The organism is Halobellus sp. GM3, from assembly GCF_052545375.1.
Genome location: NZ_JBQWLT010000003.1, coordinates 204694 through 223641, shown reverse-complemented (window position 1 = coordinate 223641; position 18948 = coordinate 204694). Strand labels below are relative to the sequence as shown.

Here is an 18948-nt window from a genome sequence, read left to right as displayed (position 1 = left end):
ATGGTGCTCGCACTCGTCGAACACGACGGCGGCGACGTCGATGACGTGTCGCTGCAGGCGCTGACGCTCGCTCGCGACGTCGCCGCACAGACCGGCGAACCGCTCGAGGCGGTCGCCTTCGGCGCCGGCGCCGAGGGCGTCGCCGAACAGGTCGGCGCGTACGGCGCCGAGACGGTCCGCGTCGTCGAGGGCGACGACCTCGTCGACTACGCGCCGGAGGCGTACGGCCGCGCGGTCGTCCAGTGCGCCGAGGAGACCGGCACCGAAGCAGTCGTCGCGCCCGGCACCGACCGCGGCGCGGAGGTGCTCGCACACGCCGCCGCGAAGCTCAACGAGACGATGGCCGCCGAGGTCACAGACGTCGAGGTCGGCGATTCCTACGAGATCACCCGCCAGCGCTGGGGCGGCACGCTCATCGAACACGCGCGGCTCACCGCCGACACGAACCTGCTGACGGTCGCGCCCAACGAGATCTCCGCGAGCGAAGCGAGCGGAGGCTCGCCACGAGCGGAGCGCAGTGACGGTGTTTCCGCCGAGACCGGCGACGGCGCGGCCGACGTCAGCGCGTTCGCGCCGGACGTCCAAGACGGAGATCTGCGCGTCCGACTCACCCGCGTCGAGGAGTCCGACGTCGAGGGGGTCCCGCTGGGCGAGGCCCGCGTCGTCGTCGGCGGCGGGCGCGGCACCGACGGCGACTACTCCGCGCTCGAGGAACTCGCAGAGCGGATCCCCAACGCCGCGGTCGGGTCCTCCCGCGCCGCCGTCAACGAGGGCTGGCGCCCCCACGACGACCAGATCGGACAGACCGGCGCGAAGATCTCGCCCGAGATCTACATCGCGGCCGGCATCAGCGGGGCCGTCCAGCACATGGTGGGCTGCAAGGGCGCCGAGAACATCCTCGCGGTGAACACCGATCCGGAGGCCGCGATCATCCAGAAGGCCGACTGGGCGGTCATCGGCGACCTCCACGAAGTCATCCCGGCGGTCAGCGAAAAACTGGACGACCGCGGCCACAGCGAGTAGCGGGCGGTCCCGTCGGTTTTCATTCTCGAAGGACGATAGAACCCCCTCAGAGGTGCAAGGCGGAAGCCCGTGACTTCAGTACGTGGGTCGATGACAGCTCAGTGAGTATCTCACCGCTCTCGTTCGCTGAACCGACTCTCAATTGTCCATATCGTCTCTGGCGTGAATCTTGGCCTGTTCGCGAGCGCTGGGGTTGACTGACTCTTTGAACGGGACCGTCGCCACCGTGGCATATACGGGTTCACCCGGCGTCTCGCCGTACTCCTCCGGGAGGTGTACCTCGAACTCCGCGTCGACGTCGGCGTCGTATATCGAGTCGTCGAGCGGAACGTCGGTCGCGGCCTGCAGTTTCGCCGCCGGCACGTATCCGAGGCCGATGTTGGTCTCGAGGTCCGGGTTCCACCACGCCGACGTCAGGTACCCGCATTCGTCGCCGGTCTCCGGGTCCGAGACGAGCCAGAAGTCCGGCGCGTAGTCCCGGATGGGTTCGCCTGCCATCTTCAGGCCGACCAGTTTGTGAGTGAACGGGAACGCACCGTTCTCGATGGCTTCCTTCTGGCGTTCGAGCTCGGCTTTGCCGACGTAGTCCGCGTCCTTGTCGTCGGGCACCTGATAGCCGAGATTGACTTGGAACGGCGACGTCTCGTGGTCCATGTCCTGCCCCAACGACAGGATTCCGGCGGCGATGCGTCGTTGATGGGATATCCCCGTCACGGCACCGCCGTGGGCTTTGACCGTTTCGAGCACCGGATTCCACACTGCTTCGGCGTTCTTGGTCGCCTCGCGGACGTATATCTCGAATCCCTCCTCCCCGGAGAAGCCCGTCTGGCTCACCAGCACCGGGACGCCGTCGACCGTCGCTTCCAACAGTCCGTAGTACGGGACGTCCTCGACCGCGTCGCCGATGAGCGACTCCATCACGTCGGGCGATTTCGGTCCCTGAATCTGCATCGGCGAGACGTCGATCTCGCTGATGTCGACCTCGAAGTCAGTTCTGACTGTGACCCCTTGCAGCCACTGCAGCAGGTCGGCGTCAGCGATGGAGAACCAGAACTCGTCGTCGTCGGGTCGCAACAGGACGAAGTCGTTGAGGATGCCGCCGTCCTGATTGCAGCAGATGGCGTACTTGCCACGCATCGTCTCGATGTCGGTCGCGTCTCGCGTGATGACGTAGTTCACGAACGCCTCGGCGTCAGGCCCCGCGACGCGAATCTGGCGCTCGACCGCGACGTCCATCAGCGTTACGTCGTTGACCAGCAGTTCGTACTCGGCTTCCAATCCCCCCTCTTCGGGGTCGATGTACCCGCGCGGGTGGTACATATGGTTGTAGACCGTCGCCTGCCTACATCCCTCCTCGACCGAGAGGTGCCAAAACGGCGACTTCCGGACCCGGGTAGAGGTCAGGAGGTCAACGTCCGCGTCGCCCGTTTGGCGAAGGTTTCTGGGAACGGTACGATCCGATTGATCGACACTGGGGTGGTTCGGATGGTGTTGGTATCCCGACATCGGAGATCTACTTCCCTGGTCCAACGCGGTGGTTGAAGAGCATCGCCCAGATACGCTCGACCCGCTCGCTCGGGAACGACGGGCCGGTCCCGGCGGGGAGGTAGAACTCCGGTTCAGTCGCTCTGTCTCGAGTGTCGGGACGGGTTCTCCGTGGCATACAACCGAATGGAAGACGCGTAACCGTATCGTTCTGGATCTTAAGGGTATAACCCGCTTATAACGGGGTCGGGAGTTCCCGCCCCAACAAAGACTACCGTTTGCACGTCTTCGCTCGCCGGCCTCGGGGCGAACCGCCCGTCGGACTACTCCGCCGCCCGCGTCACGTCCTCGACGCTGTAGCCTTCGGCCTCGATCGCGTCGACGATGGCGTCGGCGTGTTCGGCGCCGCTCGTCTCGACCGTGAAGACGAGGTACGCCTCACCGACCTCCAGATCCTCGACGGAGCGGTCGTGGCGGACGTCGTGGATGTTCGCCTCCTGCGCGGCGATGATCCCCGAGATCTCGGCCATCTTCCCCGGGCGGTCGTCGATCCGGACGCGCAGGCGGATCCGCTGTTTCCGCTGGGTCAGCGCGTGCTCCACGACGGTCTGTAGCTGTGTCATATCGAGGTTGCCGCCGCAGAGCAGCGGCATCACCGTCTCGCCGGCGACGTCGAGATCGTCGCCCATCAGCGCCGCCACGGAGGCCGCGCCCGCGCCCTCGACGACCTGCTTCGCGCGCTCCATCAGAAAGAGGATCGCCCGCGCGATCTCGGTGTCGGTGACGGTGACGACCTCGTCGACGTTCGCCCGGATGATCGAGAGCGTCGCCTCGGAGATGCCGCCCGTCGCGATGCCGTCGGCGATGGTGTCGACCGCGTCGAGCGTGACCGGAAAGCCCTTGTCGAGGCTCTCGTGGACCGTCTCCGCGCCGGTCGCCTGCACGCCGACGACGCGAGTCTCCGGCGAGAGGTGCTTGATCGCCGTCGAGACGCCGCTTATCAGGCCGCCGCCGCCGATCGGCACGATCACGGTGTCGGCGTCCGGCCGGTCGTGATACATCTCCGTGCCGAGCGTCCCCTGTCCGGCGATGATGTCGGTGTCGTCGTAGGCGTGGACGAACTCGGCGTCGGTCCCCTCGACCGCGGACTGAGCGTGCGACATCGTCTCTTGGAAGTCCCTGCCGACCAGTTCGACCGTCGCGCCGTAGCTTCTGGTGGCGTCGACTTTCGCCTGCGGGGCGTCCTCGGGCATGTAGATCGTCGAGTCCGCGCCGCACTTCGTCGCCGCGAGCGCGACGCCCTGGGCGTGGTTGCCGGCGCTGGCCGCGACGAACTCGGTGACGCCGTCGGCGACGTCTTGGCTAATTTTGTTATACGCCCCCCGGGTCTTGAACGACCCCGTCCACTGGAGGTGCTCCATCTTCAGGTAGACCTCGGCGTCGACGAGCGCACCGAGCGACGTGCTCTTTTCCACCGGCGTCTGCTTGACGACCGTGTCGTCGTCGAGACGCTCTCGCGCCCGCTCGATGTCGACGTAGCGCACTGGCAGCGGGTCGCTTCCCGACGTGTCGCTCTCTCGTGAACCCGATTCTGCCTCGGTGTCGTCGTCTGTCGTGGTCATAGGTGTCGTCTCTCGCTTGCTCGGTTACCGTCTGTCTCCGTCTATGTCCGGCCGTTCTCAACGTCGGGGGCGGTGACCCGGCGGCGTGCTATGCGGGCTGTTCTCATCTCTCAGTGACGGTGAGACGTGCATAAAGACAACGGTGAGCGGGAGTCCAGGACTCGTGAGAGGCACGTAATCGCGCTCAAAACCCCGAACTTCCGGGCTCCCTTACGCCGCGTTTGGCAAGTCGATAGGCGTGCGGCGCACGCGCCGAAAACACATTCTGACAGTGATCGGAGACGAATAGCGACGAGCGACGGTCTCGGTCTGACTCACACAGCGCCGCCAGCCGCGGGCGTCACTCCCCGACGCGCGGCCGCGGGTCGCGCTCGCGCACGGCGTCGAGGAGGGCACAGAGCGCCGAAGCCGCGAGGTCGAGCAGTTCCTCGCCACGTTCGGCGCTCGCCGATCTCGGGTCGCCGACGACGCCGTTCTCCGTGAACTCGTGGGAGTCGACGGCGAGGTTGACTCGACCCTGCCACTCGCCCCAGCGGTCGCTGCCGCCGGTCGCGGCGTCGTCGATGCGGTCTGCACGAACTGCACCCGGGTTGACGTGTTGAAGGAGCGAGGTCTCCAGCGGGCCCGCGTGACCCATCTCCGAACTGTGTTCGCCGACCTCGTCGAACCACGTGAACGGGACCGCGTAGGCGTCGTCGTGGCGGACGATTCGGGCCGTCACCTCGCCCAGCGCGGCGGCGTTGCCGCCGTGGCCGTTGACGACGACCACGCGGTCCCAGCCGTGGGCCGCGAGGCTCCGCACGATGTCGCGGACGTACGCGCGGAACGTCGACGCCGAGGTCCAGAGCGTCCCGGCGAACTCGCGGTGCTCCTCGGCGACGCCGACCGGGACCGCCGGCGCGACGACAACGGGGTCGTCGTAGCGGTCGGCCGCGGCGGTCGCGACCGCCTCCGCGTCGACCGTGTCGGTGCCGAGCGGCGCGTGCGGGCCGTGCTGCTCTGTGCTCCCGACGGGCAGCAACGCGAGGTCCGTCTCGACCGCAGCGGCGTCGGTCCACGTCTCGGTCTCTAAGCGCATACGCCGACGTCGTCGAGCGAGCGGATAAACGTACGGCACCCCGACGCCCGGCGCGCCGTATTTTTCACCGCTGCGGTCGTCACTCGAGTTATGACCTATGCGCCCGCCACGCACACACGGACCGAGCGGCGACTCGGACACTTCCCCTCCGGTCGCGACGTCGCCGTGACCGTCCACCGATACGACGGCGGCGACGGGCCGACGGTGTTCGCACAGGCGGCCCAGCACGGCATCGAACTCAACGGCCCCGCGGCGCTCCGACGACTGCACGGTCGCCTCGTCGACGCCGACATCGCCGGGACCGTGGTCGTCGTCCCGATCACGAACCCGCTCGCGTTCGATCACCGGTCGTATCTGACGCCCGAAGCGTACGACGCGCTGAACCCGAACTTCAACCGGATCTGGCCCGGCGACGGGGGCGGCAGCTTTCAGGAGCGACTCGTCGCGAACCTGTGGCCGCTCGTCGAAGGCGCCGACGCGGCGGTCGATCTCCACACCGGGAACCCGGAGATGCTCGAACACGTGCGGTATCGCCGCGCTGACCCCGATGCGCGGTCGCTCGCGGAGGCGTTCGGCACCGACGTCCTCCTCGCCGACGACGATCCGATCGACAGCGACGACGATTCGATCGACAGCGACGACGCGTCCGAGCGCGGCGACCACGGCGGCGGGGAGACCGCAGCGAGCGGCGACTTCACCGGGAAGTTCCGCCTCGCGGCGGCGCGGATCGGCGTGCCGGCGATCACCGCGGAACTCTCGAACAGCCGGACAGTGTGCCAGTCGGCCGCCGAATCCGGTGCCGTCGGCGTTTGGAACGTGCTCTGTGAACTCGACGTCCTCTCGGAGGCGCCGGCCGCCCGATCGGAGCCCCGTATTCTCCGGGACGATGCGCCGCGCGTCGTGGCCGAGACGTCGGGGCTCTTCGAGCTCCGGGAGGACCTCTCTGTCGGCGCGGAGGTCGTCGACGGCGAGGAGCTCGGAGCGGTGTACGATCCGGCGACGTTCGAGCGCCTCGAAACCGTCACCGCGACCGCCGACGGCGTTATGTACTCGGTCTCTCCCGGGCGCGTCGTCGTCACGGGCGAACGGCTCGCGAGCATCGCGACGAACGCCTGATACCGGCTGTGGTGTCGGGGCGGCGATCAGGGGGCCGTGGTGTCGGGGCGGCGATCAGGGGGCCGTGGTGTCGGGGTTCCGCTCCTCCGGCACCGCCATCGAGTCACCCAGGTGACCACTTGAACACCCTCACCATTCCGCACGTATCGTTATCCGGACACACTGTGTCGTGTGCTACCAGTGAGATAGGGATGCAGCCGCACTCTTCGTTCGACGCGCTCTCCCGACTGGTCGAGCGACTCGGCGCCGATCCGCGATCGGTTCGGCGGGTCGAAGCGGCCACGAAGGAAGACGGAGACGGCCCGCTACACGCCACGGTGTGCGTCTCGGTACCGTTCTGTGAAGCCGCGGCCGACGGGACCGGACCGGCGCTCGAACCGGTCGCCGCCTCGGCCGACGGAGACGAGGTGCGCGTCGCGTTCCGGGGGCCGAAGTTACAGGAGTTCCCGCCGGACTCGGCGGTTGCGGCGGAGTCGGGCAGCGGTCTGTCGATCACGACTCGGACGACAGACGCCCGTATCGACGGCGGAGAGATGCTGCTGACGCTCGACGTCGTGATCGCGTCGGTCGCGGCGGACGAACGCGACGAAGGATCGATCGCGGCGAACGGGGAAGCGGCCGCGACGAGGGGGCTCTCGGCACCGACAGATGCCGCTCCGGGGTCTGTCTCCGGCGGCGAACCGCCCCGCGGGGAGAGCGGCGGGTCGACGGACGAGTCCTCAGCTGTCGAACGCGTGTCGACCTCGGAGAGCGAACGCGAATCAGCGGACGGCGGCGGTGCCGGGGCGAACGGCGTCGATTCCGGGGCGAACGGCGACGATTCCGGACCGAACGGCGACGATGCCGTGGGCCGGGACGATGGCGGAAGCGACGACGTCTCAGGACTCGCGGACGCCCGCGACGACTCCGTTCCGCCGTACGAGGACACGGCGTACCTCCGTTGTCTGTACGACGCCTGCGACACGTTCGCCGAGATGAGCGACCGAATCGAGATGGACGTGTCCGCGGAAACCGTCCGGCGGTATATGATCGACGCGGGCGTTCACTCGCCGACGTCGTATCGGACCGAGGAGTCGGACCGCTCGCCCGCGGCGGACGGGCGGTCGGGCCCGTCTGTCGGCGGCGGCTCCGACGCCGACACTGACGCCGAGAGCGATCCGCTGCCGGACGAGCAACTGCTCGCCGACGGCATCGGGCTTCCCGACGGTCTCACGCTGCGGGAAGTCGCCGACGCCGTCGTCGACGCGCGAACGGTCTATGAGGTCCAGCGGCAACTCGGAATCGGACAGGATCGAACGCGTCGGCTCCTCAAGCAGCTGAACGTCCTCGATCTGGTGTTGCGCCGCGTCTCGGACGAGCCCGAACGGCGCGTGTCGTACGATGCCGTCACGGCGCGGATCCGTCAGTGTACCCCCGACGACGCGTCGTGAGGGACGTTGCGTAGGGAGGATCGTTGCGTAGGTGAGACCGTTGCGTAATGGGAAACCGTTGCCCAGGGGAATGTTGCGTAATAGGGCCCGTTGCGTAGTGCGATATGTGAACGTGTGTCTTGCGTTCGATACCCATAGACAAAAGTACGTTCCACTCGTTCGCCCGATAACGGATGTCTCAGACAGCGAAGAGCGCCGGCGGTCGTGACGGAGTACAGTATCTGTTGAGCAGAGCGCGTTTCGAGTTGCTCCCCTTCGACAGCTTCGACGAGGAGATCGAACAGTTGCCCGACGGCGCCACCATCGCGGTGACTACGTCCCCGCAGCTCGGCATCGAGCGGACCGTCGAGCGCACCGAAGAGGCCGCGGAGGCGGGATTCGAGGTCGTCCCGCACATCGCCGCGCGCTACATCGAGGGCCCCGACGAACTCGAGGAGATCTGCGAACGCCTCGAAGCCGCCGGCGTGACCGATATCTTCGTGCCCGGCGGCGACAGAGAGGAGCCGGTCGGCGAGTTCGAGTCCGCGTACGATCTGCTCGTCGCGCTCGAGGACCTCGACTACGAGTTCGACGAGGTCGGGATCACCGGCTACCCCGAGGGCCACGACTTCATCTCGGACGCGGAACTCGAAGAGGCGATGGAGAAGAAAGCCCCCTACGCGACGTACATCGTCACGCAGCTGTGTTACGACCCGGAGACCATCCTCGAGTGGATCGAGGAGATCCGCGGGCGCGGCGTCGACCTCCCGATAGAGGTGGGGATCCCCGGCGTGATGAAATACCAGAAGCTCCTGACGATCTCCCGGAAGGTCGGCGTCGGCGACTCCGTGAAGTTCCTGCGAAAGACCACGGGGATCGTGGGCTTCGTCAAGCAGCTCGTGGGGTCGCGCGGGACGTACAAGCCCGACGACCTGATCGAGGGGCTCGCGCCGTACGTGGACGACGACACCTACGGCATCCGCGGCGTTCACCTCTACACGTTCAACCAGACCGACGACCTCGAACAGTGGCGGCAGAGCCGACTCCGGTGAGGGGACGCGTAATCGAGTCGTAACCGACACGGACACCGTAATCCGCCGCTGATCAGCCGCCCGGCGGCCACAACTGGAGCTCGTTTTGTCCGTGAGATCGGCCGATTCCGCGGCCGAGTGTTCCGTAACGGGGAACGGTATTTCACGCTCGAAACCATAATTATCTATGAGTATGTACCAAGTGCTCGTTCCGGTCGATAACGACGAGGACCGCGCGCAACGGCAGGCGAACTACGTTTCGAGCTTCCCGAACGCCGATACCGAAGTGGAAGTGACCGTGCTGTACGTCGCCCGCCGGGAGGACGCAGACGACGTCGCGTTCGAGACGGTCGGGTCCGCGGTCGCGGCGGCCGACCGCTTGGAGTCAGCGGGAGTCGCGGTCGACCGCCGCGTGCGGTACGGCTCACCGGTCGAGGAAATCCTCCGCGCCGCCGACGAACTGGACTGTGACGAACTCGTGTTGGGCGGCCGCAAGCGGTCCGAAGTGGCACAGGTGTTACTCGGGAGCACCGTCCGTGAGGTGTTCGTCTCCACCGACCGACCGGTGACGATCACGGGGCCCGAGATGGAGATCCGCGACGAGCGCCGGGCGCTGCTTCTTCCGGTCGATACGAACGAGGAACACGCCGGAAAGCAGGCCGCGTACGTTGCAGACCTGCCGAACGCCGCGGCGAACGTCGAGGTGACGGTGCTGTACGTGTTCCCACATCAGGATTACGCCGGCGCGCCCCCGCACACGTTCGAGGAAGTCGACGCCGCAGTCGAAGCCGCGGACACGCTGGAGTCGCAGGGCGTCTCCGTCGAGCGGGTGGCGATCGGCGGAGAGGTGACTCGAAAGATACTCGCGGCGGCGACAGAGCGCGACGCCGACGGGATCGTGATGGGCGGCCGGAAACGCTCCGGGGTGCAGAAAGTCCTTCTCGGAAGCACCGCACAGGACGTGTTGCGCTCGGCGGACCGACCGGTCACGCTCACCGGATAATATATGGAGTCATCGTAATTGTTCGTAGATTCTCGCCGGATTGGACGGCGGCAATCTATGAGGACGTACGATGACCCTTGATGAGACCGACGGGAAAGAACCCGCCCGAGCCGCCGACTAGCTGTCGTTCGCCTGCGCTTCCTGCCGCGCGCCGAGCTTCGCTTGCTCGCGAGCGCTCGGGTTGACGGACTCCTTGAACGGCACTTCGGCGACGGTGGCGTACACCGGCTCACCCTCCTCGTCGGCGTACTCGTCGGGGAGGTGCACTTGGAACTCCAAGTCGAGATCGTTCTCGTAGATCTCGTCGTTGAGCGCCGCGTCGGAGGCCTCCTGCAGTTTGTCGGCGGGGACGAAACCGAGCCCGATGTTCGTCTCGAGGTCGGGGCTCCACCACGGAGAGGTCATGTACCCGCACTCGTCGCCCGTCTCCGGATCCGAGACGATCCAGAAGTCCGGCGCGTAATCGCGGATCGGCTCGCCTGCCATTTTGAGGCCGACGAGTTTGAGGTTGAACGGGTACTCGCCGTCCTCGACGAGCGCCTGCTGCCGTTCGAGCTCCTCCTTGCCGATGTAGTCGGCGTCCTTGTCGTCGGGCACTTGATACCCGAGGTTGACTTGGAACGGCGAGGTCTCGTGGTCCATGTCCTGCCCCCACGAGAGGATCCCCGCCGCGATACGTCGGTGATGGCCGGGGGCGATCTGCATTCCGCCGTGGGCCTTCACGGAGTCGAGAACGGGGTCCCACACCCGCTCGGCGTTCTCGGTCGCATCGCGCACGTAGATCTCGAAGCCCTTCTCGCCGGAGAAGCCGGTCTGGCTCACGAGGACCTCCGCGCCGTTGATCTCCGCGTCCATCAGGCCGTAGTACGGGATCTCTGAGACCTCCTCGCCGACGACCTCGACCATCACGTCCTCGGAGAGGGGGCCCTGGATCTGCATCGGAGCGACGTCGATCTCGTCGATCTCGACGTCGAAGTCCATCCCGACGTTGACGCCCTGCAGCCACTGCATCAGGGTCGAATCCGAGATGGAGAACCAGAACTCGTCGTCTGCGACGCGCAGGAGGATCGGGTCGTTGAGGATGCCGCCGTCCTCGTTACAGAGGATGACGTACTTGCCGTGCATCGCCTCGATCTCGGTTGCGTCGCGGGTGATCACGTAGTTCGTGAGCGCCTCCGCGTCCGGTCCCTTCACGCGGATCTGCCGTTCGACCGCGACGTCCCACAGCGTCACCTTCTCGGTGAGCGCCTCGTACTCGGCCATCGCGCCGCCGTCCTCCGGCTCGACGAGGCCGCGCGGGTGATAGATCCGGTTGTAGACAGTCGCTCGCCACGCCCCCTCCTCGTTGAACGACTTATCGAAGAAGGGGGACTTTCGAACGCGCGTCGAGACCAGCATCCGGATCCCCGGATCGCCGCTCTGTCGGAGGTTCCGCGGGAGTACTCTATCGGACTGATCGATACTCGGGTGGTTCGGGTGCTCGTAGTCCCCTGACATCCTATGAATAGTGTTAGCATACCCAAATAAAAGATAACCTTCATTATATCGTGTCTTTATCCGGGACTGAAGCCGGGCGGACGCGGTGCCGCGGTGCGCCGACGGCTCTCCGTTCGGGCGCCTACCGCGAGATCCCGAAGCGACCGCAGGACGGGATACTGTCGGGGGATCGACGGCTCGAAACCGCTACGATAGGCCACCGCATATCACGTGTCGTTTATTTCGATGGCTCTCCAACGGCGGGTATGACCTCGGCTCTCTCTTCGCCCGGTCCCGACGCCGCCCGCGCGTTCCGCCTCGGCATCGCCGCCGGCGCGCTCGTCGGCCTCGCGATCGCGGGGGTGCTGTACCTGACCGGGACGCTGACGACGTTCGCGTTCGGATACGTCCTCCTGCTGCTGTTCCCCGTGTATCTGGTGCTGGTCGCGACCGCGCTCAGCGTCTGGCTGGGCTACGATAAGGACGCGACGTCGCTCCGGCCGGTGTATCGGACCGAGCGATAGCGCTGGTCGGTGGACCCGTCAGGGCGCTCGGTGCCGCAGGCGCCGAACCGAACGGTCATACGGCCTCGCGCCGAACCGTCGGTAATGCCACGGCTCGAACGACTCAGTGTGTATCCCGTGAAGGGGTTCGACGGCATCGACGTCGACGACGCGGCCGTAGTCGACGGCGGCACGCTACAGCACGACCGCGAGTTCGCGCTGTTCGACGCCGAGGGGACCGTCCTCAACGGCAAACGGACCGATCGCATCCACAGGCTCGCGACCGATTTCGAGCCGGACACGGGGGCGTTCACCGTGGAAGCGCCGGACGGCGAGACGGTGCGGTTCGTCCTGACGGCGGAACGCGATCGAGAGCGCGCAGAACAGTGGTTCGGCGAGTACTTCGGTCTAGACCTCTCCCTGCGGCGCGATACGTCCCTCGGGTTCGTCGACCGCCGAGGGATGGGCCCCTCGGTCGTCAGCACCGCCACCCTGCGGGAGATCGCCTCGTGGTTCGACGAACTGGACGTCGAGGGCGTCCGGCGTCGGCTTCGCGCGAACGTGGAGATCGCCGGCGTCCCGCCGTTCTGGGAGGACCGCTTCGTCGGCGGCGACGCGCCCGCCTTCGACGTCGGCGCCGTCCGGTTCGAGGGTGTCACTCCCTGCGGCCGGTGCGTCGTGCCGGGGCGCGACCCCGACACCGGCGAGTCGCTGTCGGCGTTCCGAGAGCGGTTCGTCGAGAAGCGGCGCGAGACGTTCCCCGAGTGGGCCGATCCGGACGCCTTCGAGCACCGCTTCGTGGCGATGCTTATCGCCCGCGTCCCCGAGGCCGACCGGGGAAGCCGCCTCAGCGTCGGCGACCCGGTCGCGGTCGCTGAGTGATCGTCGGCACGACCGAGCCCACCGGGGAACATACCGCCGACACGATCGGGCCCACCGGGGAACATACCGCCGACACGATCGGGCCCACCGGGGAACATACCGCCGACACGATCGGACGCCGGGGCACGAGGCGCTGACGGTTCAGTCGCCGTAGCGCGTCACTCCTCGCGGTCCCGCTCGGCGATCGTGGCCGCGATGAGGTTCCGCATCCCGCGGCGGAGCCGCCCGCTCATCGCCGTCGAGGAGAGGTCCATCTCCTCGGCGACCTCGCTGAGCGAGATGTCGCGCGGCTCGTTGAAATACCCCCTATCGAACGCGAGCTGGAGCGCCGCGAGCTGTTCGTCGGTGAGTCCGTAGGACGACTCGCCGCCGGCGTCGTCGTTGCTGTAAATCTCGATGATGTCGAGCGAGATGTCGTTCTCGATGGCGTACTCCCAGACGGCGTTGAGCGCGGCGCGGTCGGGTAACAGCAGGTGGACGAGCCACCCGTCGTCTTTCGTCTCCGTGTGGACGAGAAAGCCGTTCTGCTCGGTGACGACGCCGCTTATGAGCCGCGTTTCCGGCGTGTGCTCGATGTAGTAGATCGCGGTGTCGCCGCTCCGGTCGACGAGTTCGAACGACTCGACGGTGACGTCGGCTTCGAGCATCGACTCCAGTTCGTCGTGGTCCTCGTACTCGATGAGGAACGGGAAGTCGGTCGAGCCGGGGTCGGTCGTCCCCTGGGTGATGACGCGGATTTTGACGCCATCGAGGTTCTGCAGGGTCGGAGCCAGCGAGAGGTGCTCGTGTTCGATGTGTACCTTTGCGGTGATCGACATGGTCTCTCCCCCACTCCGCCGTGGTCGGCGGAGCCGGTCGCTACTTCTCGGTTTCCAGCCGACCAATAGTGTCTATCGGTTCCGTCCCGACGACCGCCTCACCCGGCGGTGACCCGTTTCGCCTCGCGGCGGTCCGCCGACTCGCGTCGGTTCTTCGCGACGAGGACCGCGAACAGCGCGAACCCGACGCCGCGGAGGACGACGTCGAGCAAGAGCGCGTTCACCGAGAGAGACACCCCGGCGAGTCCGAGGAGGTCGAAGACGGCCGTCGAGAGCAGCCCCGGCGCCATAAGCAGGAGCGAGCTGAGCGCGAACGCGGCCCGTTCGGAGCGTCTCACGTCGCCGTAGAGCGTCCCGATGACGGTGGCGCCGAGTGCGATGACCCCGAGGAAGACGCCGACCACCGGGATCAGGATCTCCGGCACCGAGTACGAGAGCTCCGCGAGGTCGGCGAAGTTGACGACGCGGTACTGCTCTCGGATCGGCAGCTCCGCGGCGTTCTCCTTCTCGCGGAGCAGGACGATCCCGGGCGCGAGTACGAACGCGAAGGGCACGATCGCCTTGTTCAGCGACAGCGAGAACGCCTTCACGCCCGTCTGGAATGGATCGGACTTCGCGACCCCGCTCGCCGCGTAGGCCGCGACGGCGACAGGCGGCGTGATATCGGCGATGACGCCGAAGTAGAGGATGAACAGGTGCGCGGCGAGCAGCGGAATCCCGAACTCGACGAGCGGCGTCGCGAGCATCGAGATGAGGATGATGTAGGTGACCGTCGTCGGCATCCCCATCCCGAGGATGATGCTCGCGACGGCGGTCACGAGAAGCATCACCACGATCGAGCCGCCCGAGAGCGCTAAGAGCAGCGACGTGAGGTTCGGTCCGAGCCCCGAGACGCTGATCACGCCGGGGATGATGCCCGCGGCCGCGACCGCGATGACGACCGGGACGGCCGTCCGCGCGCCCGCCTCCATCGACTTGACGACGAACGTCCCGACGCGCGCGGACTGACTCTGACCGAGGTCGCGTCCGATCCGGTCGCCGGCGGCGTCCGCCGTCTCCTGTACCTTCGGATTGAGATCGAGGACCTTCGACTCCACGTCTGCGTGGGTCAGCATCGTCACCGCGCCGGCGAGTATCGCGTACCAGCCGATCCGGGGCCCGATGACGGCGATGGCTTCGCTGATCGGGACCCCGGCGCCACCCGCCCCGCCGAGGGCGCCCGTGAGGGCGACGCCCGTCAGCGCGTAGCTGAGGAGGTCGACGCCGAAGATCACCGCGAGCGACCCCAGCAGGAACGCGCGCGTCTCCTCGCTGTACGCCGCGATGAACGTGATGAGCGCGACGAGCGCGACGAGCGTGAACCACGCCGACCGCGAGACCGACAGCCGCTCGATAATGAGATAATACAGGAGCAGCAGGATCGGGACGAGGTAGAACCACCCCGTCCGCAGATGCTCGCCGAGCGAGGCGGTCTGGATGTCGGCGTCGTCGACGCCGCCGATGCCCTCCTGAACCGCCTTGAGGTGGACCATCACCCAGACCCCGAAGAAGAAGACGACCGCCGGGATCGTCGCGAGGATGATGATCTCGCGGAACGGCGTCGCGGTGTACTGGACCATCAGGAACGCCGCGGCGCCCATCACCGGCGGGAGGATCTGTCCGCCGGACGACGCCGACGACTCGACGGCCCCGCTGAACTCGGGTGAGTACCCCGAGCGCTTCATCAGCGGAATCGTGAACGCTCCCGTCGTGACGGTGTTGGCGATCGACGATCCCGATATCGTTCCCATGAAGCCGCTCGCGAGGATGCTCGCCTTCGCGGGACCGCCCTTCCGATTGCCGGTCGCGGCGTAGGCGAGATCGATGAACCACTGTCCCGCGCCGCTCATCTCGAGGAACGACCCGAAGAGGATGAAGATGTAAATGAAGCTGACGGAGACGGTGACCGGGATCCCGAACACCCCGTTTTCGGTGTTGTACCAGAGGTTCTGAACGATGCTCGGCCACGTCAGCTCCGGGATCGCCAACAGGCCGATGAAGGGCGTCCCCTCGCTGATGAGAAAGCCCCACCGGGCGTAGACGATGAACGACGCGACGATGAGCATGAGCGGCAACCCGAGCGTCCGGCGCGTCGCTTCGAGGACCAAGAGCACGCCGACGACCCCGAGGATCATCGCGTAGGAGTACTCGCTGACGAACGGGACGCCCCCGAGGACCGGTTCGAGGAAGCCGTACACTTCCGTGATCGGTCGCCCCGACATAAGACCGAAGACGCGCATGTCCCGGATCTCGCGGAACTCCGTGAGGAAGTAGAACGCAGAGAGGAACGCGGCGCCGATCGCGACGATGTCGAATGGGGTGACCCGCGAGCGGTGCCGATCGACGACCGCCCAGCTGAACAGCGATCTGAGCCCCTCGACGACGCGGGCGAGGGGGTTCTCCCCGCCGACCGAGTCGACGACGCCGTCGGCAACGCGTCCCAGGCTTCGGACGACGATTCCGTCGCCCATACTCCCGGGGAACATCAGGAAGGTGAGAACGAGCGCGAAGGCGACGTGGATCGCGTTCGCTTGGAGCAGTTGCAGCGAGACCGTCCACGCCGGGACCGCGAGGCCGAGCGCCCCGATCTCGAACCCCGGGAAGACGGTGAAGGTGAAGCTCCGCGCCGCCAGCGCCAGTTGGAACAGCGAAAACAGGATGCCGATCGCCGCGACGGCGAGGGCGGCGAGGCCCTTCAGCGACCGCCGCCGTTCGAGTTCCTCGAGGAGTTCTTCGGCCTCATCTCTGGATATCTCCTCGTCGACGCCGTCTGTGTTGGTCGTGCTCATAGGAATATGTCCGTCAATGTTCGCCGTTCGATGTAAATCTGAACGTCGTTGGCGTTCGTCTCCGCAACAAGGTCATACTGTTGGTCCTCGACGATCAGCGTGTGGTTCGCGATCCGACCCGGCGAGACCGAGAGCGTTTCGAGCTCCGTGATGGGCTCGGCCGGGTCGTAGACGAGCGTCCCGTTGACGTTCGTGACGTCGACGCGCGACGGAAGCCCCCACCCGTACGACTCGAACTCCATCCGCGTGTTCACGAGCGTCTCGCCGTCGACACGGTACTCGTCGTACACCCGAGACTTCTCGACGCTGTGCATGTATTCGAGCGCGACCGTGCTGCCGTCGTCGACCGGCTGGGTAATGTAGCGCTCGCCCGTCTCGATGTCTTCGACGACCAGCACCGCGCCGGTCGGAACCGCGGCCGTGACACCCGCGAGGACGACACCGACCGCGATCGCCACGGCTAACAGAACCCGAACGGTTCGCCCCCCTGTGATTGTGCTTCGGTTCACCGGTGAGAAACAAAACGTGCGTGTGCGTTTGACGGCTCTGATCGCGGCGCCGTCGCCGGCGCCGAGGCGGTCCGTGGCGAGGGGCGGCGGCGTCGGTACCGTCTGACCGGGCGACTTCGACCGCTTACGCGTCGAAGTACGCCGCGGCGCCCTCGTGGAGCTCGATCGACATCCCGTCCTGCGCGCTGTCGACGGTGATGAAGTCGGTCTTGATCGAGAGGTCGTCGAGGTTGTCGAAGATGGCCGCCGTGACCGCCTCGACGGTGTCTGCGGGGACGCCCGCGTTCGTCGCGATCATCGCCTGGACGGCGACCGTCTCGACGTCCTCGTCGACGCCGGTGTACGTTCCGCCCGGGATCGTGTCGTCGGCGAACCACGACGCGGCCTCCTTGACGGCCTCGCGGTTCTCGCCCTCGATCGGGACGATCTCAACGTCGTTCGTGTTCGCGAGGTCTTCGATCGCGCCGACGGGCCAGCCGCCAACGACGAACGCGGCGTCGATGTCGCCGTTAGCGAGCTGTTCGGACGCCTGCGAGAAGCCGGCGTTCTGCTCGTTGAAATCGGTGACGCCGACCGCCTCGAGGATCTGGAGCGCGTTGACCTGCGTCCCGGATCCGAGGTCCCCGGTGTTGATCGTCGCGCCGCTGAGGTCCGAAAGCGAGCTGATGTCGTTCTCCGCGAGCGTGACGACGGTGATCGTCTCGGGGTACAGCGTCGCGACGCCCTGCAGGTTCTCGATCGGGTTGCCCTCGAAGGTGTCGATGCCCGTGCCGTTCTTCGCGAAGTACGCGATGTCGTTCTGGATGAGCGCGAAGTCGGCGGACTCGTTCGCGAGGCTCCCGACGTTCTCGACGCTCGCGCCGGTCGATTGGACGTTCAGGCTGAAGTCCGTGTTCGCCTCGACGACCGTCTTGAACTCGTTCGAGAGCGGGTAGTACGTCCCCCCGGTTCCGCCGGCGTGCCAGCTGAGTCGCGTCCCGGAGCCGCCGTCGTCGCCGCCTTCGGTCGGCGTCTCCGTGTCTCCGGCGGGCGTTTCGGTCTCGGCGCCGTCTCCGTCTCCGGAGCCGTCACCGTCTCCGTTTCCGCCGTTACCGGCACATCCTGCGAGCGCGGCCACGCCGGCCGCACCGGTCACTTCGAGGAACCGACGTCGTGTCTCTTCGTATGACATACCAACTCACAGTGACGTGTCGTGGACTTATATCTCTGACTATTTCACAACAAATGCGAACCATTCTCAATATATAATACGAATTAATACAATATCCTTGCAATATGGTTGTGACTGTTTGGCGTGAAAAAGAAGCGGAATATTCCTCCCGAACTGTTATGATAGATGTCTATCACAGTCGGGTGCGACCGCTGGCCCTCCAGTCGGCGAAATAAGTCGGCCGCGCACCGGACGTCCAGTCGAGGTCATCCGACGACCGGTCGCGGGTCGTCGTCCCGCCCGAGGATCTCCTCGACGATGTCGTCGATGTCCGGCGCGCGGCGGTCACGTCGGGGGTCGTCCGTGGGGTAGTACGGTACCAGAGGCATCGTGTACACCCCGTCGAGGATACGGACTGGCCGGCAAAAAATCTCACCCAGTGGGTGATCGGCCTCCCGAAGCGTGGCCCCCGTCGGCTCAATGCTTATGTCACTCCGATCAACAGGCGAACACGATGCCGAACGGCGGACGCCACCACGACGACCGCGGCCCGCTGCGCTACTCGCTCCCCGACAATCCCATCGGAATCGGCGGTGCGGGCAAGGAGGTCGTCTATTCTCTCGGCCGCAACGCGCCGTGGGACCTCTCGATGGTCACGTTCGTCGGCGGCGTCTTCCTCGACAACCTCGCGCCGGTCGATCGGTACCGTGGGGCCTGCGAGTCTCAACGCGGGGAATCCGACGTTGACGTCCGTCTGCGGCACGCTCTCGGGCTCGATGGCCGCCTTCACACTGTCAGTCCCGGGAACAGCGGCGGTGACGGGGGCGGCGATAACGGGCGACGGGGGGAAGCTACGTCTACCGCGAGCGGCTGTTGGATCTGGACGACCCCACCGACCGCGACGCGCTGCTCGGTTCGACCGAAGAAGAGACGGTCGACCACCTGTTCGAGGAGTACGTCCGTACCGAGTCGTTCTCGGCGACGACGGGGCCCGCAGACGGCGGCTGAACCGACC

Annotated in this window: 19 protein-coding genes; 8 read left to right on the top strand and 11 right to left on the bottom strand. The window is 66.5% G+C overall.

Annotated elements, in window-relative coordinates:
• Positions 1 to 1023: an FAD-binding protein gene (locus ACT3HL_RS06465; RefSeq protein ID WP_445085996.1), complete on the top strand. Its 1023-nt coding sequence runs from the start codon at positions 1 to 3 to the stop codon at positions 1021 to 1023.
• Positions 1024 to 1161: 138 nt separating this feature from the next.
• On the opposite strand, the gene ACT3HL_RS06460 is transcribed toward ACT3HL_RS06465, so the two are convergent.
• The 4 genes from ACT3HL_RS06460 to ACT3HL_RS06445 form a co-directional block, all read right to left on the bottom strand.
• The gene (locus ACT3HL_RS06460) at positions 1162 to 2529 is read right to left on the bottom strand and encodes a glycine cleavage T C-terminal barrel domain-containing protein (RefSeq protein WP_445085995.1); all 1368 of its coding nucleotides are present in this window, start codon (positions 2527 to 2529) and stop codon (positions 1162 to 1164) included.
• A gap of 7 nt (positions 2530 to 2536) precedes the next feature.
• Positions 2537 to 2686, bottom strand: coding sequence for a hypothetical protein (locus ACT3HL_RS06455; RefSeq protein ID WP_445085994.1), 150 nt, complete (start codon positions 2684 to 2686; stop codon positions 2537 to 2539).
• 145 nt (positions 2687 to 2831) lie between these two features.
• Complete coding sequence (ilvA, locus tag ACT3HL_RS06450; RefSeq protein WP_445085993.1) at positions 2832 to 4130, bottom strand: threonine ammonia-lyase; 1299 nt, start codon at positions 4128 to 4130, stop codon at positions 2832 to 2834.
• A 340-nt stretch (positions 4131 to 4470) separates the two neighbouring features.
• The gene (locus ACT3HL_RS06445) at positions 4471 to 5208 is read right to left on the bottom strand and encodes a creatininase family protein (protein ID WP_445085992.1); all 738 of its coding nucleotides are present in this window, start codon (positions 5206 to 5208) and stop codon (positions 4471 to 4473) included.
• Between the two features lie 90 nt (positions 5209 to 5298).
• Here ACT3HL_RS06445 and ACT3HL_RS06440 point away from each other — a divergent pair, with 90 nt between their 5' ends.
• The 4 genes from ACT3HL_RS06440 to ACT3HL_RS06425 all read left to right on the top strand — a co-directional run bounded on the left by ACT3HL_RS06440 (position 5299) and on the right by ACT3HL_RS06425 (position 9767).
• A complete protein-coding gene (locus ACT3HL_RS06440) occupies positions 5299 to 6324 on the top strand; it encodes a succinylglutamate desuccinylase/aspartoacylase family protein (protein WP_445085991.1) in 1026 nt (341 codons plus the stop codon).
• Positions 6325 to 6515: 191 nt separating this feature from the next.
• Positions 6516 to 7754, top strand: a complete 1239-nt coding sequence (locus ACT3HL_RS06435) for a hypothetical protein (protein WP_445085990.1) — start codon at positions 6516 to 6518, stop codon at positions 7752 to 7754.
• 173 nt (positions 7755 to 7927) lie between these two features.
• Positions 7928 to 8785, top strand: coding sequence for a methylenetetrahydrofolate reductase (locus ACT3HL_RS06430; RefSeq protein ID WP_445085989.1), 858 nt, complete (start codon positions 7928 to 7930; stop codon positions 8783 to 8785).
• Positions 8786 to 8951: 166 nt separating this feature from the next.
• On the top strand, positions 8952 to 9767 hold the full coding sequence (locus ACT3HL_RS06425; protein ID WP_445085988.1) for a universal stress protein: 816 nt from the start codon (positions 8952 to 8954) through the stop codon (positions 9765 to 9767).
• Between the two features lie 117 nt (positions 9768 to 9884).
• On the opposite strand, the gene ACT3HL_RS06420 is transcribed toward ACT3HL_RS06425, so the two are convergent.
• Positions 9885 to 11264, bottom strand: coding sequence for an aminomethyl transferase family protein (locus ACT3HL_RS06420; RefSeq protein ID WP_445085987.1), 1380 nt, complete (start codon positions 11262 to 11264; stop codon positions 9885 to 9887).
• A 245-nt stretch (positions 11265 to 11509) separates the two neighbouring features.
• On the opposite strand from ACT3HL_RS06420, the gene ACT3HL_RS06415 reads away from it, so the two are divergent.
• Complete coding sequence (locus ACT3HL_RS06415) at positions 11510 to 11767, top strand: hypothetical protein (RefSeq protein ID WP_445085986.1); 258 nt, start codon at positions 11510 to 11512, stop codon at positions 11765 to 11767.
• An 84-nt stretch (positions 11768 to 11851) separates the two neighbouring features.
• A complete protein-coding gene (locus ACT3HL_RS06410; RefSeq protein ID WP_445085985.1) occupies positions 11852 to 12628 on the top strand; it encodes an MOSC N-terminal beta barrel domain-containing protein in 777 nt (258 codons plus the stop codon).
• A 158-nt stretch (positions 12629 to 12786) separates the two neighbouring features.
• Here the strand turns inward: ACT3HL_RS06410 and ACT3HL_RS06405 are convergent, their stop codons facing one another.
• The 6 genes from ACT3HL_RS06405 to ACT3HL_RS06380 form a co-directional block, all read right to left on the bottom strand.
• Positions 12787 to 13446, bottom strand: a complete 660-nt coding sequence (locus ACT3HL_RS06405) for a helix-turn-helix domain-containing protein (protein ID WP_445085984.1) — start codon at positions 13444 to 13446, stop codon at positions 12787 to 12789.
• A 98-nt stretch (positions 13447 to 13544) separates the two neighbouring features.
• Positions 13545 to 16274 carry a TRAP transporter fused permease subunit gene (locus ACT3HL_RS06400; protein ID WP_445085983.1) on the bottom strand — a complete coding sequence of 910 codons (2730 nt, stop codon included), beginning with the start codon at positions 16272 to 16274 and terminating at the stop codon, positions 13545 to 13547.
• Positions 16271 to 16732, bottom strand: a complete 462-nt coding sequence (locus ACT3HL_RS06395) for a DUF1850 domain-containing protein (RefSeq protein WP_445085982.1) — start codon at positions 16730 to 16732, stop codon at positions 16271 to 16273. Before ACT3HL_RS06395 ends, ACT3HL_RS06400 begins: the two co-directional genes overlap by 4 nt.
• A gap of 175 nt (positions 16733 to 16907) precedes the next feature.
• Entirely contained in the window at positions 16908 to 17954 is a 1047-nt protein-coding gene (locus ACT3HL_RS06390; protein WP_445085981.1) for a TAXI family TRAP transporter solute-binding subunit, read from the bottom strand.
• Between the two features lie 245 nt (positions 17955 to 18199).
• Entirely contained in the window at positions 18200 to 18322 is a 123-nt protein-coding gene (locus ACT3HL_RS06385) for a hypothetical protein (protein ID WP_445085980.1), read from the bottom strand.
• A gap of 95 nt (positions 18323 to 18417) precedes the next feature.
• Positions 18418 to 18723: a hypothetical protein gene (locus tag ACT3HL_RS06380; protein WP_445085979.1), complete on the bottom strand. Its 306-nt coding sequence runs from the start codon at positions 18721 to 18723 to the stop codon at positions 18418 to 18420.
• 83 nt (positions 18724 to 18806) lie between these two features.
• Here ACT3HL_RS06380 and ACT3HL_RS06375 point away from each other — a divergent pair, with 83 nt between their 5' ends.
• Positions 18807 to 18941 carry a hypothetical protein gene (locus tag ACT3HL_RS06375; protein ID WP_445085978.1) on the top strand — a complete coding sequence of 45 codons (135 nt, stop codon included), beginning with the start codon at positions 18807 to 18809 and terminating at the stop codon, positions 18939 to 18941.
• The last annotated feature ends 7 nt before the right edge of the window (positions 18942 to 18948 follow it).

Bases quoted from the DNA above. Each gene is read 5' to 3' on its own strand.
- ACT3HL_RS06390 (WP_445085981.1), bottom strand. From the start codon at position 17,954: ATGTCATACGAAGAGACACGACGTCGGTTCCTCGAAGTGACCGGTGCG.
- ACT3HL_RS06460 (WP_445085995.1), bottom strand. From the start codon at position 2,529: ATGTCGGGATACCAACACCATCCGAACCACCCCAGTGTCGATCAATCG.
- ACT3HL_RS06410 (WP_445085985.1), top strand. From the start codon at position 11,852: ATGCCACGGCTCGAACGACTCAGTGTGTATCCCGTGAAGGGGTTCGAC.
- ACT3HL_RS06465 (WP_445085996.1), top strand. From the start codon at position 1: ATGGTGCTCGCACTCGTCGAACACGACGGCGGCGACGTCGATGACGTG.
- ACT3HL_RS06445 (WP_445085992.1), bottom strand. From the start codon at position 5,208: ATGCGCTTAGAGACCGAGACGTGGACCGACGCCGCTGCGGTCGAGACG.
- ACT3HL_RS06415 (WP_445085986.1), top strand. From the start codon at position 11,510: ATGACCTCGGCTCTCTCTTCGCCCGGTCCCGACGCCGCCCGCGCGTTC.
- ACT3HL_RS06400 (WP_445085983.1), bottom strand. From the start codon at position 16,274: ATGAGCACGACCAACACAGACGGCGTCGACGAGGAGATATCCAGAGAT.
- ACT3HL_RS06385 (WP_445085980.1), bottom strand. From the start codon at position 18,322: ATGCCTCTGGTACCGTACTACCCCACGGACGACCCCCGACGTGACCGC.
- ACT3HL_RS06405 (WP_445085984.1), bottom strand. From the start codon at position 13,446: ATGTCGATCACCGCAAAGGTACACATCGAACACGAGCACCTCTCGCTG.
- ACT3HL_RS06420 (WP_445085987.1), bottom strand. From the start codon at position 11,264: ATGTCAGGGGACTACGAGCACCCGAACCACCCGAGTATCGATCAGTCC.
- ilvA (WP_445085993.1), bottom strand. From the start codon at position 4,130: ATGACCACGACAGACGACGACACCGAGGCAGAATCGGGTTCACGAGAG.
- ACT3HL_RS06430 (WP_445085989.1), top strand. From the start codon at position 7,928: ATGTCTCAGACAGCGAAGAGCGCCGGCGGTCGTGACGGAGTACAGTAT.
- ACT3HL_RS06435 (WP_445085990.1), top strand. From the start codon at position 6,516: ATGCAGCCGCACTCTTCGTTCGACGCGCTCTCCCGACTGGTCGAGCGA.
- ACT3HL_RS06425 (WP_445085988.1), top strand. From the start codon at position 8,952: ATGAGTATGTACCAAGTGCTCGTTCCGGTCGATAACGACGAGGACCGC.
- ACT3HL_RS06455 (WP_445085994.1), bottom strand. From the start codon at position 2,686: ATGCCACGGAGAACCCGTCCCGACACTCGAGACAGAGCGACTGAACCG.
- ACT3HL_RS06440 (WP_445085991.1), top strand. From the start codon at position 5,299: ATGACCTATGCGCCCGCCACGCACACACGGACCGAGCGGCGACTCGGA.